The organism is Sinanaerobacter sp. ZZT-01 (assembly GCF_035621135.1).
In the GTDB taxonomy this organism is placed as follows: Bacteria; Bacillota; Clostridia; order Peptostreptococcales; family Anaerovoracaceae; genus IOR16.
The window spans coordinates 1,884,312-1,899,955 of record NZ_CP141728.1; the positions used below are offsets into that span (position 1 = coordinate 1,884,312).

Annotated in this window: 12 protein-coding genes; 11 read left to right on the forward strand and 1 reads right to left on the reverse strand. The window is 38.3% G+C overall.

Annotated features, from left to right (window positions below; genetic code table 11):
• The 10 genes from mfd to U5921_RS09110 all read left to right on the forward strand — a co-directional run bounded on the left by mfd (window position 1) and on the right by U5921_RS09110 (window position 12,515).
• A complete protein-coding gene (gene mfd, locus U5921_RS09065) occupies window positions 1-3,447 on the forward strand; it encodes a transcription-repair coupling factor (protein ID WP_324822599.1) in 3,447 nt (1,148 codons plus the stop codon).
• Between the two features lie 68 nt (window positions 3,448-3,515).
• On the forward strand, window positions 3,516-4,502 hold the full coding sequence (locus tag U5921_RS09070) for a peptidylprolyl isomerase (RefSeq protein WP_324822601.1): 987 nt from the start codon (window positions 3,516-3,518) through the stop codon (window positions 4,500-4,502).
• Window positions 4,503-4,683: 181 nt separating this feature from the next.
• On the forward strand, window positions 4,684-5,562 hold the full coding sequence (locus U5921_RS09075) for a YitT family protein (protein ID WP_324822603.1): 879 nt from the start codon (window positions 4,684-4,686) through the stop codon (window positions 5,560-5,562).
• Between the two features lie 104 nt (window positions 5,563-5,666).
• Complete coding sequence (locus U5921_RS09080) at window positions 5,667-6,911, forward strand: helix-turn-helix transcriptional regulator (RefSeq protein WP_324822605.1); 1,245 nt, start codon at window positions 5,667-5,669, stop codon at window positions 6,909-6,911.
• Window positions 6,912-7,030: 119 nt separating this feature from the next.
• Window positions 7,031-7,576, forward strand: coding sequence for a stage V sporulation protein T (spoVT, locus tag U5921_RS09085; protein WP_324822607.1), 546 nt, complete (start codon window positions 7,031-7,033; stop codon window positions 7,574-7,576).
• A gap of 435 nt (window positions 7,577-8,011) precedes the next feature.
• Window positions 8,012-9,301 carry an amidohydrolase gene (locus U5921_RS09090; protein WP_324822609.1) on the forward strand — a complete coding sequence of 430 codons (1,290 nt, stop codon included), beginning with the start codon at window positions 8,012-8,014 and terminating at the stop codon, window positions 9,299-9,301.
• Between the two features lie 3 nt (window positions 9,302-9,304).
• A complete protein-coding gene (locus U5921_RS09095; RefSeq protein WP_324822610.1) occupies window positions 9,305-10,909 on the forward strand; it encodes a polysaccharide biosynthesis protein in 1,605 nt (534 codons plus the stop codon).
• Between the two features lie 62 nt (window positions 10,910-10,971).
• Complete coding sequence (gene mazG, locus U5921_RS09100) at window positions 10,972-11,799, forward strand: nucleoside triphosphate pyrophosphohydrolase (RefSeq protein ID WP_324822612.1); 828 nt, start codon at window positions 10,972-10,974, stop codon at window positions 11,797-11,799.
• Between the two features lie 45 nt (window positions 11,800-11,844).
• A complete protein-coding gene (locus tag U5921_RS09105; RefSeq protein ID WP_324822614.1) occupies window positions 11,845-12,123 on the forward strand; it encodes an HU family DNA-binding protein in 279 nt (92 codons plus the stop codon).
• Window positions 12,124-12,275: 152 nt separating this feature from the next.
• Window positions 12,276-12,515 carry an RNA-binding S4 domain-containing protein gene (locus U5921_RS09110; protein ID WP_324822616.1) on the forward strand — a complete coding sequence of 80 codons (240 nt, stop codon included), beginning with the start codon at window positions 12,276-12,278 and terminating at the stop codon, window positions 12,513-12,515.
• Window positions 12,516-12,577: 62 nt separating this feature from the next.
• Here the strand turns inward: U5921_RS09110 and U5921_RS09115 are convergent, their stop codons facing one another.
• Window positions 12,578-13,969 carry a citrate/2-methylcitrate synthase gene (locus U5921_RS09115; RefSeq protein WP_324822618.1) on the reverse strand — a complete coding sequence of 464 codons (1,392 nt, stop codon included), beginning with the start codon at window positions 13,967-13,969 and terminating at the stop codon, window positions 12,578-12,580.
• A gap of 258 nt (window positions 13,970-14,227) precedes the next feature.
• Between U5921_RS09115 and nhaC the strand changes: the two genes are divergently transcribed.
• Window positions 14,228-15,631 carry a Na+/H+ antiporter NhaC gene (gene nhaC / locus U5921_RS09120; RefSeq protein WP_324822620.1) on the forward strand — a complete coding sequence of 468 codons (1,404 nt, stop codon included), beginning with the start codon at window positions 14,228-14,230 and terminating at the stop codon, window positions 15,629-15,631.
• The last annotated feature ends 13 nt before the right edge of the window (window positions 15,632-15,644 follow it).

Below are 15,644 nucleotides of genomic sequence, written 5' to 3' on the forward strand. Positions count from 1 at the left end.
ATGAGTAATCAGGTTCTGAATGGAAAATTTAGGGGATTACGTTCCTTAGTCAGAAATGCGAAGGGTATTTTTAATTTCTCAGGTGTGGCGGAAAGTAGAGTTGCGCCGATTGTCAGTATCGTTACAAAAGAAAGAAAGGGACAAAGCTTAATCGTAACCTCTTCGTATGGAAAGGCAAAGCGATTGGCGGAGGACCTGTCTTTTTTTGTTTCTAAAAAAATATATGTAATTCCGGAAGAAGAACAAAGCTTCCTTCGATATGATGCAAAAAGCCATCAGTATTTAGAGCAACGGCTGCGTGCCGTAACCGCTCTGTTAAAGGGTGAAGACTGCATTGTCATTACACCGATTTCAGGAGCATTAAAGCCAATGGCTCCGAAGGATATTTTTTCTGCTTATGCAGTAAAATTAAAAATTGGAGAAGAGGCTGAGGTTGAAGAATTAAAAAAGAATTTAACCTACATGGGCTATGAACGTGCTCCTTTTGTTGAGGCAAAAGGGCAGTATGGGATTCGTGGAGGGATTTTGGACATCTTTCCGCTGGACTGTCAATATCCGTGCCGAATTGAATTCTTTGACACAGAGATTGATTCTATACGTAGCTTTGACCCGCTGACACAGCGATCCCAGGATACATTGGAAGAAATATCGATCTATCCGGCAAAACATATGGTAGATATCGGCGGTGATGCCTTATTTGAGTTAGGTGCAAAAAAAATTGAAAAAGCATACCAGCGTCAAGCAAAAAGATTATCTGAAGATAAGAAAGAACGCCTGCTGGCTCGAAAAGACCAAATATTAGAATGCATCCAGACTGGAACAAATAAGCAACTGCTTGAAGCGTATATCCCTTATTTTTATGAAAAATTAGAATATATTTGGGATTATATGCAGAGCAAAAGGACTCTGATTGCAGACGATCCGGATCGTATATTAGAAAAACTGGAATTCCGAGAAGGAGAAGCTAAGGAAGACTTTAAGGTGCTTTTGGAACGTGGCGAAGCTGTTCCTGAAGACAGTGCAATTATCGCCGGAAAGAATTTACTGTTTTCTCTTTATAAAAATGAGACGGTTTTTCTTTTTACCCCATTTCAAAAACAAATCAAAGGAATCGGGCAACTTGACGGAAGCTTTCAAATTACCTCCAAGCAGCCTCCGGTTTTCAATGGACGGATGGATTTCTTGGAGACAGAGCTTATGCGTTATGTAAAGCTGGGCTATCAAGTGCTTCTTTCTTGTTCAACGGAAGAGCGTAATATTAATATGAGAGATTTTCTTTCTCGATGCGGGCTGGAAGAAAAAGTGCAGATTGTATCCGGTCAGCTTGTTTCCGGTATGGAATACCCGGAAGAACATCTGGTTATTATTTCTGACAGTGATATTTTCGTTCATACGAAGCAAAAACGAGTAAGGAAAGAAAATAAAAATGCAAAGCCGATTAAAGTTTTTACTGATATCCGCAAAGGTGATTTTGTTGTGCATGAAAATCATGGAATTGGTAAATTTTTAGGTGTTGAACAATTAGACATTCAAGGAAGTAAAAAAGATTACTTAAAGATAAAATATGCCGGTGAAGATATGCTGTATGTTCCGGTGGAACAAATGGATATCATTCAAAAATACGTGGGAAACGATGGAGCAAACCCTAGAATTAATAAGCTTTCCAGTGGAGAATGGAAAAAAACCAAAGCGAAGGCAAAAGCGGCAATTGCAGATATGGCTAAGGAACTTCTCGAATTGTCCGCTGCACGCCAATTGGAGAAGGGGTATGCATTTTCAACGGATTCACCATGGCAAAAAGAATTTGAAGATGCATTTCCTTATGAAGAAACACCGGATCAGCTGCGGTGTATTAACGAAATAAAAAAGGATATGGAAAGAGAAATCCCTATGGATCGTTTGCTTTGTGGAGATGTGGGCTACGGAAAGACAGAAGTTGCTGCACGTGCGGTCTTTAAATGCGTGGCAGATGGGAAACAAGCGGCAATTTTGGTACCGACAACGATTTTAGCGAATCAGCACTATTATACTTTTAAGAACCGCTTTGGAAATTTTCCGTTTCAAATTGATATGCTCTGCCGGTTTCGAAATGAGAGACAGCAGGATGGGATTGTTGATCAAATAAGAAATGGAACGATGGATATCGTAGTGGGAACACACCGCATGCTTTCCAAGGATGTACGATTTAAAAATTTAGGATTACTGGTAATTGACGAAGAACAGCGCTTCGGCGTTCAGCATAAAGAAATACTAAAGCAATTGAGGAAAAATGTAGATGTATTAACACTGTCTGCGACACCAATTCCGCGTACCTTGCACATGTCCTTGGTGGGGATTAAAGAAATGAGCCTGATTGAAGAACCGCCGGAGGAACGATATCCTGTGCAGACATACGTGATGGAGCAGGAAGATGAGGTGATAAGGGAAGCTATTCAGAAAGAATTAGACCGAGGTGGGCAGGTATATGTCGTATATAATCGTGTACGCGGTATTCACCGTATTGCAGAACTGATTCAAAGCCTTGTTCCGGAAGCAAATGTTGCTATTGGTCATGGACAAATGGGAGAAAAGACGTTGGAAGATGTCATGATTGATTTTATAAACGGAAAATACAATGTCTTAATCGCAACCACGATTATTGAGTCCGGCATTGATATTCCAAATGTGAATACCATTCTGATTATCGATGCCGATCACTTTGGATTATCTCAGCTGTATCAACTTCGTGGAAGAGTCGGACGTTCTAACCGCATGGCCTATGCGTATTTACTTTATCAGAAAGATAAGGTTTTAACAGAAATTGCCGAAAAAAGGCTTCGTTCGATTAAGGAATTTACAGAGTTTGGATCCGGCTTCCGCATTGCAATGCGAGACTTGGAAATACGAGGGGCTGGCAATCTTCTTGGGATGGAGCAAAGTGGGCATATGATGCAGATTGGTTACGAATTGTATTGTAAGCTAGTGGAGGATGCCATTCGAGAACTCGGTGGAGATGTGAGTCAGGAAGAGGAAATTGAAACTTCTATCGAGCTGGAGGTACCTGCGTTTATACCAGATTCTTATATCGGTGATGAATTATTAAAATTACAGATGTATAAAAAAATTGCATTTTTAAGGGATGGGGAAGAGAAGCTTGAAGTTGTTGATGAGCTTTTAGACAGATTTGGAGATATCCCGATGGAAACCAGCAATTTAATCGATATTGCCTTGATTAAATCATATGCAGGAAAGCTTGGAATCAATCGAATTCATCAGGAGCAGAAAAAGTTGGTATTTGATTTTGAAATAAAAAATAAATTAACTGCGGATAAAATGGCTCGTTTAGTGGAAACTTACGGAATGAATCTACTAATTTACGGAGGCGTGAAGCCTTCCATAAAATATAATATGGCGAGCAAAGATAAGCTGAGTGAGACTTTAGGCTTTCTCCAGAAACTGCTGGGATAAGCATTAAAAAAATGATATACTATTTTTGTTCTATAACAAAATGAAAAACAAGTATGAGGAGATAAAAAATGAAATTAAAAAGATGGACGATGATTTTGCTGGCATTGATGTTGGTTATCAGCTTTACTGCCTGCGGAAGTAAGGCAGATAATACGAAGGTAGCCAAGGTCGGTGATACAACGATAACGAGGGATCAGCTGAGTCAATATATTTCGTGGAATGCCTATGCAGCAGGATATGATATGAGTCAGATCACTAAAGATAGCCAGAAAGATTATTTAGCATCTCTGATGCTTGAGCAGATGATTGCAGATGAGCTGGTAAAGCGATACTGTGAAAGAGAAAAGTTAGACGTATTTGTTGATACCCATGATGAAGACTTGAAAAATTTCCTGAAATCAGTAAAAGAGAATGCCGGAACTATGGTAAAAGAACAAGGAATTACAACTGATACGTTAACTACGTTTTATAATTCTCAATACTATGCAAAGGCAATGTATGATGATTTAAAGGGAAGCATTGAAGATTTAGATGAGCAAGCTGAGGCTTATTATAATGCGAATACTTCACTGTTCACTTCTAAAGATTTATATTTGACAGCAAGTCATATTCTCGTGAAAACAGAAGAAGAAGCAAAAGAGGTCAAAAAAGAGCTAGATGCAGGTAAGGATTTCGCAAAGCTTGCATCAGAAAAATCAATTGATCCAGGAAGCAAAGATAAGGGTGGAGAGCTGGGATCCTTTAAAGAAGGAGAAATGGTTGCCGAATTTTGGGAAGGCGCAAAAGCATTAAAAGTCGGTGAAATCAGTGAGCCGATTAAAAGCAGTTTCGGTTACCATATTATAAAATTGACTGACCGTAAAGAACCCGGACTGGCTACTTTTGAAGAGGCAAAGACGCAGGCAGAAGATTCTGTTGTAAATCAAAAATATCAGGAAGTAATTGGAGAATTGAAAAAAGAAATAAAAGTAGAATATTTAGATAAAAAGGAAGTACAGACAGACAATAATAAGAACAATAGCACCGATGGTAAGACCAAGGCTGACGAAGAATAGAATCATAGCTTAAAATAGAGTGCTTTCATACGTTAATTCATGAAAGTATGACTTGAAAAAGAAAAGCGGACTCCCTATAATAAGTAAGGAGCCGCTTTTTTATATAATATAAGATATCGGTTTCTATCTTATGAAAAAGGTGAGTGTAGAAGGGGGAAGCCTTGCCGATAAAGGAGACAATATGAGAGTGAATTTATTTCAGATAAAAAAAATCATAATGGTTTTGCTGGGAAATGCGGTTTATGCATTTGGAGTTGCTGCATTTATCATACCAAACGGTTTAATAACAGGAGGAAGCACGGGTCTTGCTCTGTTTTTTCATTATCAATTTTCGATTCCAGTCAGTGTGTTTGTAGGCATATTTAATATTATTATGTTCCTGTTGGGGGCTTGGATATTAGGAAAAAGCTTTGCATTAACAACACTTGTCAGTACTTTTTTTTATCCGGTCATCTTATCATTATTTCAGCATCTTCCGTTTTCTAAGGGGTTGACGGAAAATCCGATTTTGGCAATCGTATATGCAGGGGGCATGATCGGGCTGGGAATTGGATTTGTATTGCGAGAAGGAGCATCAACCGGAGGGATGGATATTCCGCCGCTGCTGCTAAACAAAAAATTCGGCCTCTCTATATCGATCATGCTGTATGTATTTGACAGCGGCATTTTATTGCTCCAAATGTTTCAAGCTTCAGTGGAGCAGGTATTGAGCGGTATTTTAGTGGTCTTAATTTACACAGTGGTGCTGGATAAGGTGCTTTTGGCAGGGAAAGCGCAGACACAAGTTAAAATTATAAGCGATAAATATGAAGAAATTAACGAAATGATTTTAAAAACTATGGATCGTGGCTCCACTTTGCTGAAAGCGCAGACTGGCTGTTTGCGTAAGGATCAATATATGGTTTTAACGGTGATATCCAATCGAGAGCTTCCCAAATTGAATGCTTTTATAAAAGAGATTGACTCGGATGCATTTATGATGATTGACCAAATAAATGAAGTTCGAGGACGTGGATTTACAATTGAAAAATATCATAAAAAAGAAGGTTTTTCGGAATAAAAAATAAGAATCTACGAATCGTAGACAAATTCCAATAAGAATTGATTGTTCTATTTTAGCGAGTATGTTCTTCTATAACAAATAAGAAAAGGCGGTAAAATACAATGGATCAGAACTTTGCAGATAAAATCACAAAATTGAGAAAAAGTAAGAATATGACACAGCAAGAGCTTGCGGAGCAACTAGGTGTGACGAACAAAGCTGTCTCACGATGGGAAACCGGTGAAGGGTATCCTGAGGTCACTTTGCTTATAGATTTGGCACAGGTATTTGGTGTGACGGTTGATTATCTATTCCAGAAGGGAAATTCATCAACTGAGATGAATCAGTTACGTGGGAAAGAAGGAGCGACAAAGAGAAAAGGCAATCTGCCCTATCGAAAAGAAAAGTTGATATGGATCGATTTTCTTTCTTTTGTAATGCCCCTTTTCTCATTGCTTTTATTTATTCTCCTTTTATGTATTCCAGCGTTGGGAGGAGGTCTTTCTTTTTGCCTTTTTTTACTTTTTTGGGGAATCAGCCTTTACTTTAGAAAAAATTATTATTGGAAATTAAGAGAAGAACTAGAGGAAGGAGAAAAAACGACTGCGTGGTGTACTTGGTATCGCCTTCTTTGTATTCTATTATTTTTTCCAATTCAATCCATTGTTAAAAACACCTTTTTTATACCGCTTGCAGAGAGAGATTTTTTTGAGCTTTTTAAACTTTTAGGTGAAGTCGCCGATGAAAATTGGCGAGTGGTGGCTCTATATGTAAATTTGCTCCTAATCGCTCTTTCTTTGCTGTTAACGGGAGCTTTGTATATTTGGGGAATTTACTTTGTTACCGCGAATGAAAAGGATGTAAATCATCCGCCCCGTATCCTGTTTTGGCTGTATGATTCTCTAGATAGCTTAGACAGAGTGCAGCATATAAAACTGGATGTGTTTCATGGCGTAACGGTGATATGTCTTTTTTCTTTTTTTTATTTGAATTTAGATAAAATTGGGATGAAAGACGACGGTTTAATGATAAAGAGCAATCGATTATGGCTTTGTGTGACGGTTATAGGGATTGTTTTTATTTATGCAGCAGCTTTATTTTGTTTTTTTCAGCTTATAATAAAGAATATACCTAAAAAATATTTTTATCGTAACTGCATCGTCTTATCGCTGGTAGCTGCAGGCATTTGCGTCAGCGGACAACGTGTTTATATTGTTACAAATACAGGAAGAATTGTAGATCCCGATGCGGTTATGAATTGGGATTTAGTTTCTTCCGCTCTTCAGCTGAATCACACGATCTTATTCGTCTTTCTTCTCTTTGCATTCGTGATTTTCATCACTTTTAATCGTCAGGCAAGAAAATAGGGATAAACAATATTTCAAAAAAAAAACAATTTTTCTGGTATATTTTTTCTTTGAAAGCAAACAATAGAAACAAGTTAAAAAGTAAGAAAAAATATACTGAAAATGAAAGGATTGTTTGTATGAAAGCAACAGGAATAGTGAGAAGAATTGATGACCTGGGGCGTGTTGTGATCCCAAAGGAAATAAGAAGAACCATGCGAATTCGAGAGGGTGATCCACTGGAAATATATACGGACCGCGAAGGAGAAGTTATTTTAAAGAAATATTCCCCGATTGGTGAACTGAATGAATTTGCAGGTGATTACGCAGAAATAGCAAGTAAAATGCTGGGGTGTACATTTGTTGTTACAGATACAGATCAAATTATTGCTGTAGCAGGAGCACCTAAAAAGGAATTCTTAGAAAAACGTATTGCGCAGACTGTAGAAACTATAATTCATGAAAAAACAAGCCGCTTGTTTGATCAAGAAGAAAAATTAGAAAATATTACGATGGAAACTTCCGAAGGAAGTGAATATCAGTCATATATGATTGCACCAATTATATCTCAGGGAGATGCGATTGGTTCGGTCATCTTGATGAAAAAAGAAGGCTCGATACAGGATGCTGAGAAAAAGACTGCAGAAATCGGAGCACAATTTTTGGCACGTCAAATGGAAAACTAGTGAAAAAAGATGTGAAATAATACGTCGGCAGTTTCGGCTGCTGGCGTATTTTTATTTTATTTTTTACCCGATAAAAACGATTGCTGCAGAATTGATATTTCCGTACTTTTCAAAGAAAAAATTTAAGATTGATATTTCTTTTGGAAACTTGTGAAAATAGGAATCTTTGAATCTGTTATTTCTACTTTTTATATGAAAGAAAAAGGAATCTATGGTATAATAAATACGTTTTATATAACAAAATTAGAAAATTTTGTATCAGATGTATTTATTGTATCAGAAAGAAGCGAATCGAACAATAATCTGCATGGATGATAGAATAAATGCTTATGTAACGAAATCGATTGATTTTGCGTTGATATCAGAGTGGAATGCCGGAGCAGGGGCTGCACTTATGATAGTCGAATCAATGGATATAGAAAGTGAGGACTTCTCATGCTTTTTAAAAATATCACAATATTAGATCAAGCCTTACAGCCTAAACAGGATTGTTATGTAGGTATAAAAAACGGGTACATCGATTATATTGGTAAGAAGATGCCAAAGGAAGAATATGGAGAATCTTTTGATGGTAGAGGAAAATTACTGATGAGCGGATTTGTAAATTCGCATGCACATACTCCAATGATGCTGCTTCGAGGCTATGGAGAGAATTTGCCGCTTCAAAGCTGGCTGAATGATCGGATTTTTCCTTTTGAAGCAAAGATGACAAAGGCAGATGCGTATTATTCAACACTTCTTGGAATTGCAGAGTCATTGCGTTTTGGAATAACAGCGACAACCGATATGTATTATTTTGGAGAATCCATCGCAAAGGCTGTTGTGGAAAGTGGTGTGAAAAATAATTTAGGTGTACCTCTCTTGTGCTTTTCAGATGAGGATTTGTTCCAATTAGACTGTTACAAAGAAGCATCTGCACTTTTTTCAGAATATCATAATGCCGGGAATGGTCGGTTGAAAATTGATATGAGCATTCATGGAGAATATACGAGTACGCCAAAAACAGTAAGACAAATGGCCGAATATTGTAATAAAATAAAGGCAAACCTCCATGTACATGTCTCTGAAACGCAAGCAGAGGTGCAGGATTGCAAAGATAGGCATCAGGGATATACTCCGGTACAATATTTAAACGAACTTGGTGTATTTGAAAATTCGACTACGGCAGCTCACTGCGTGTGGCTGGAAGAGGAAGACTTCATTATTTTAAAAGAAAAAAAAGTGACGGTTGCAAGCTGTCCGATCAGTAATTTAAAGTTAGCAAGCGGTGTTTGCAATGTTCCCCAATTATTAAAAAATCAAATTGCCGTTGCGATTGGGACAGATGGGGTTGCAAGCAACAACAATCTGAATATCTTAGAAGACATGAAATTTTTTGCCTTGGTGCATAAAGGCTGGTTTTCTGATGCGACTGTGACAGACGTGAACCAAGTATTAGCGGCGGCAACGGAAGTAGGAGCAAAGGCGCAAGGACGTATGGATACCGGCTGCTTATCGGTAGGTAAAAAAGCAGACTTAATTGTTTTGGATTTGAACTCAATTTCTATGAAACCGGTACATAGCTTAGAAAATAATTTAATTTATGCAGCATCAGGCAGTGAAATCATTTTAACAATGGTAGACGGCAGAGTACTATATGACCGTGGAGAGTTCAGTACGATTGATATAGAGAAGGTTGTTTACGAGGTAGAAAAGTCAAAGGAACGAATTTTAGGAGAATTATAAAGTATGGCTAAGAAAAAATCTTTTTTGCAGGGTGCGTTAATCTTAGGAGTTGCAGGGCTTATTATTAAAGCTTTAGGAGCCGTTTTCCGCATTCCTTTGGCAAATATCATCGGTGATGACGGGATGGGATATTATCAAACCGCATATCCCATTTATGTTTTATTTTTAACCCTGTCTACAGCGGGGATTCCGACGGCGATTTCCAAAATGGTTGCGGAACGTAACGCAATGGATAATCCAAAGGAAGCCCATCGAATATTTCGAGTTTCCTTCTTGCTGTTATTCGGAATTGGAATCGTTTCTTCTGCTATTTTATTTTTTGGCGCAGGAATGATTGTAGAACATCTAAAAAATCCGAATGCAAAATATGCAATGATGGCGATTGCACCCGCATTGCTGTTTGTACCTTTAATGGCGGCTTATAGAGGCTATTTTCAAGGTATGCAGAAAATGGAGCCGACAGCGGCTTCGCAAGTGGTGGAGCAGCTGTTTCGTGTAGCAGCTGGTTTGTCTCTCGCATTGGCATTGGTACCAAAAGGATTGAAATTTGCAGCTTCCGGTGCCTCTTTTGGTGCGACGGCCGGAGCAATCGGAGGACTTCTTTGTGTCGTTGTCATATACTATGGAAATCGTAAAAAAATCCATAGCGATATGAGGCGTGATAAACACAAACGAGGGGAACCGGCAAGCAAGATTTTAGTCAATATTTTTAGCATTGCAGTTCCGATTACAATTGGAGCCGCAATTATGCCGATCATGAATACTATCGACGTTGGAATTGTAATGCGACGTTTGCAGGAAGCAAACTTTACAGAAGAAGCGGCGAACAGTCTATACGGGCAGCTAACCGGATTAGCAGGTCCTTTGATTAACTTTCCACAAGTTTTGACGCAGGCGATCGCAATGAGTTTAGTGCCTGCAATCGCAGCAGCGCATCGTAAAGGTGATACTATATTTTTACACTATAATATTACAATGGGTTTGCGGACCGCTATGATGATAGGGCTTCCGTGTGCATTCGGACTTATGGTTTTATCAGAACCAATTATGTTATTGCTTTATCCGGCACAAAAAGCAAGTGCAGTGAGTGCAGCTCCCTGTTTATTTATTTTAGCCATTGGTGTTGTGTTCCTGTCTTCTGTGCAGACGACAACTGGGATTTTACAAGGAATCGGTAAGCAGATAATTCCTGTTTTTAATCTTTGTTTTGGTGCGATTGTCAAAGTGATCCTAACCTATACTTTGACCGGGATTGAAAGTGTCAATGTAAAAGGTGCAGCGATAGGTACGGTTTCAGCTTATGTTGTTGCATCCGCTTTAAACATTTTAGCAGTCAGGAAATATACCGGAGTTCGATTTGATATAATGATGACGTGGATCAAGCCATTGATTTCTGCTTTGGTAATGAGTGAGGTTGTATGGATGATTCATTCATATTTGGCAGGTTCTATGGGCAATGCAATTTCAACCATATTATCCGTTTTTATCGGTGCTGGCATATATGCCGGAATGCTTTTTATCACCAAATCGATTACGCTTGAAGAGTTTGCGATGCTGCCGGGAGGATCAAAATTGATTCGAATGACTGGTAAATCGAATAAAAAATAAGAAATCAATAAAAAAATGTATAGAATCTTTAAGAATTTACAAGATAAAGAGAGGATCCAATTATGTATGAAGAACTCTATGAACCTGCAAAAACAGCAGAAGAAGCAGTTGGAAGATTGAAAAAAATCATACAGATCCTGCGAGGTGAGGGCGGATGTCCGTGGGATCGTGTCCAGACGCATGCAACCTTGCGCCGCTGTCTGATTGAAGAAGCTTATGAAGTGGTTGAGGCGATTGACAAGCAGGATTTTGACAATTTAGAAGAAGAGCTTGGTGATGTCCTTTTACAGGTAATTATGCATAGTGTAATCGGAGAAGAGAAGGGAAGCTTTTTGCTGGTTAATATTGCTAATAGAGAATGTGAGAAAATGATTCGCCGTCATCCCCATGTTTTTCATAAAAAAAACGCTGTTTTTTCCAACAATCATGCAGAAAGTATTGACAAGGTACTGGAAAAATGGGAAAATGTGAAAAGAAAAGAGCATGGCGTTGTTTCTCACACTGAATCTATGAGAAACATACCAAAGGTTTTACCTGCTTTATTGCGAAGCGAAAAGATTCAAAAAAAAGCAGCTGAGGTTGGGTTTGATTGGGATCAGGTTGAGGAAGCTTTTGCTAAGGTAAAAGAAGAAACCTTAGAGCTTTTGGAAATATACGAAGGAATCGATAAAAATCGTATTAAGGAAGAGGTTGGCGATTTACTTTTTGCGGTTGTTAACGTATCTCGATTCTTAGGTATAGATCCAGAGGATGCGCTAAATGGTACTTCACAGAAGTTTATTGAACGCTTTGAGTTCATTGAATCAACGGCAGAAGCACAGGGACGTAGCCTGGAGGAAATGACTTTGCAAGAGATGGACAAGCTGTGGAACGAAGCAAAGCTAAAATAATGTTCTTTTTATTAAAATTAGTGAAATTTTAAGGAGGTTGTGTTCGTGAATAAAGCTGAATTAATTGCTAGCGTAGCAGAAAAAACGGGGTTTACCAAAAAAGATGCTGAGGTGGCTGTGAATGCATTCGTAGCGAGTGTTGAAGATGCACTTGTAAAAGGTGACAAGGTGCAGCTCATTGGATTTGGAACCTTTGAGACTAGACAGAGAAAAGCTAGACAGGGAAGAAACCCTAGAAAGCCTGGCGAAGTAATTAAAATTGCTGCCGCAAAGGCTCCTGTATTTAAAGCTGGCAAGGCATTAAAGGATGCAGTAAATAAATAGACCATAAATGAAAGAGCAGGGTTTCTGCTCTTTTTTCTATCCTGAAACTATAAAAATGCAGAACAGAATCACTGATTCTAATTTTTATGAAAAGCTGAAAGCAGCGGTTGATTGAAAAATACAAGTAAAAAGAATGAAAAAAGGTAAAAAGAATGAGAATCGATAAATATTTAAAAAATTCACGTTTGATAAAGCGAAGAACGGTGGCAAAAGAAGCTTGTGAGCAAGAGCGTATTTTCATTAATGAAAAGGCAGCAAAGCCTGGGAGTGAAGTAAATGTTGGTGATGTTATTTGGATTCGATTTGGAAATTCAGAGCTTAAGGTAAAAGTAAAGGCTGTTTTGGAGCATGTTACAAAAGAAACTGCCTCAGAAATGTATGAAATTATATAAGATTTAATAAAAAAAGCTGCGTTTGATGTAAAAACGCAGCTTTCTTATTTCGTTTGTATTCATTAACGCTGATCCAAAGGCGTGTAAGGCGTCATGGTTTTTACACATTGGTATGCAGGCCGCATGATGCGTCCTCCGGCTACCAGCTCCTCAATGCGATGTGCACACCAGCCTGAGATACGGGAAGCGGCAAAGATTGGAGTCGCGATCTCTACGGGGATATTTAGGGCATCATAGACGAATCCTGAGTACAAGTCCACATTTGCAGGCATTGGCTTGTCTATCCCCTTTACTTCGCAAAATAATTGAGGTGCTCTTTTTTCAATGAAATCGAAAAGCATAAAGTCATCCATTAGATTCTTATCTTTCGCGAGTTTTTTTGCCATACTTTTCAGTAATGTGGCTCTTGGATCGGAAATGGTATAAACAGCATGCCCCAGACCATAAATAAGTCCGGTCCCGTCATTTGCTTGTCCTCTTAATATTTTAATTAAGTATTGTTCCACTTCCTTATAATTCGTAATGTCTTTTACATTCGAACGAATATTTTCCATCATTTGGATTACCTCTACGTTTGCACCGCCATGCTTTGGACCTTTCAAAGAACCGATGGCAGAAGCGATCGCTGCATAGGTGTCAGTTCCAGTTGACGTAACAAGGTGAGTGGTAAAGGAAGAGTTATTGCCTCCACCGTGTTCTGCATGCAAAATCATACAAAGATCAAGCAGTTTCGCTTCAAGGTCAGTGTATTCTTTGCTTGGGCGAATCATGCGCAAAATATTTTCCGCTGTACTTTTCACAGGGTCTGGATAGTGAATGTGAAGACTTTCATTATCAAAATAATTTTTCTTTGCCTGATACCCATACGCAACTAAAGATGGAAAATAACCAATCAAATCAATGGATTGCCGAAGCACGTTGGCAACGGAAATGTCATCAGGGTTCGGGTCATAAGAATAAAGGGTGAGAATACTTCGTCCCAATTTATTCATGATACTATAGCTGGGTGACATTAAGATGGTGTCCCTTGTAAAACCAGTCGGAAGCTCACGTTTGGAACCCAATACTTCTTTATATTCTTCTAGTTCTTTTTTTGTTGGAAGCTCACCAAACAATAAAAGATAACTCGTTTCTTCATATCCAAAGCGATTCTCTTTCAGACAACTATGCACGATGTCTTCTACATCAATGCCTCGGTAAAAAAGCTTACCGTGAATCGGTACTTTAAAGCCCTGTTCATTCACCTCATAGCCTTGAACATCACCGACATTTGTAAGTCCGACTACAACACCGGCACCGTTTGCATTACGCAGACCGCGTTTAACATAATCATATTTTCCATATAAAGAGTTGTCAATTTCATTATTTTGCTCAAGCTTTTGTGCCATACTTTTTATAAAGACTTCTTCCAAATAGCTTGGTTTTGGACAGATGCTGTTTATATAATGCCGCAAGAGAGAAACCTCCTTTAAAAGTAATATTTGAATTTAATTATAATACAGGAAAATAAAATGTACAAGACAATCTACGATAAGATAATAGAAGAGAAAGAAAATATATGGTAATGCTGCCAAAGGGCAAAAGATGTTTAAAAAGTGTTTATATAAAAATAGAATAAAATTTTTAATTTTAATTTTAAAACATCTTATACACGCGAGAAACAACCATAATTGTATATATTTAATATAAATAAAAAAAGGAGGAACTTTTTCATGGAAAATAGTACAAAAAAACCATCATTTCTTATTGCACTACTATGTATAACGTTCTTATTTGTAATCATTATTGCTCAAGTATTAGTAGCTGGGAGTCCCGACATTCATATGACGCTCGTATTTTCAACTACATTTGCAGTATTAGTTTTGATGCTGAGTGGAACAAAGTGGTCAGTGATTGAAGACGGCATTTTGCATGGATGTAAGATTGCAACGGTACCAATGCTGATTTTAATGTTCATTGGTATGCTGATTCCTGCATTGATTGCATCTGGAACCATCCCTGCATTAATTTATTATGGATTAAAGATAATTAATCCGTCAGTCTTTCTTTTGACCACTGCATTAATCTGCGCAGTTTCTTCAGTCTGTACAGGAAGCAGTTATACAACAGGAGGCACCTTCGGTGTCGCGTTTATGGGAATCAGTATAGGTCTTGGAATCCCGCCCGCGTTGACTGCCGGTGCAGTTATTTCCGGTGCGGTTATCGGAGATAAGCTTTCCCCTCTTTCAGATTCCACAAACTTAGCAGCAGGCGTCTGTGAAACGAATTTATTTGCACATATTAAAAGTATGCTTTATACAACTGTACCCGCATTTATTATTTCGCTAATTATTTACACCGTATTAGGCATGAAATACAGTGCAGACTCTATCGATACAAGTGCTGTAGATGCTATTTTAAAGGGCATTGGAGATAATTTTAATGTTTCACCGCTCTATACATTGATCAGTTTAATTCCTTTGGCTGCAGTTGTATTTATGGCAGCGAAAAAAGTCAGTGCGCTCGCGGCAATGATTATAGCAGCACTCATCGCTATGGTAATTGCAATGATCATGCAGGGATATTCCATTTTAGAGATGATGAGCTTTATGAACTATGGCTATACCATTGATACCGGAGTGGCCGCTGTTGATAAACTGTTAAATAGAGGTGGTATTCAAGCCATGATGTGGACGGTATCTTTAGGGTACTTGGGACTTTCTTACGGAGGTATCCTTGAAGTAACAGGAACATTGGAAGCATTGATCAACAAGATGGAAGCTTTAACAAAGAGTGCTAGAAATCTTATCGTTACGCATATTCTTTCTTCCATTCTTATCAATATTATTTCGGCAAGTCAGTATGTTGCAATTATCATCCCAGGAAGAATGTACTTACCTGCTTATAAGAAAATCGGCATTCGGACTGATGTAGCTTCCAGAACTTGTGAAGATTCTGGAACAGTAACTTCTCCATTGGTTCCTTGGGGACTTTGCGGAGTCTTCTTTACAGGAACACTTGGAGTAAATACTTTGGAGTATCTTCCTTATGCATTCTTGTGTTACTTGACACCGGTTGTAGCTATCATTTATGCGCTGACAGGTAAATTTATATGGAGGGAGGAGCCTTCAAAATAAGAACAAATCAAAG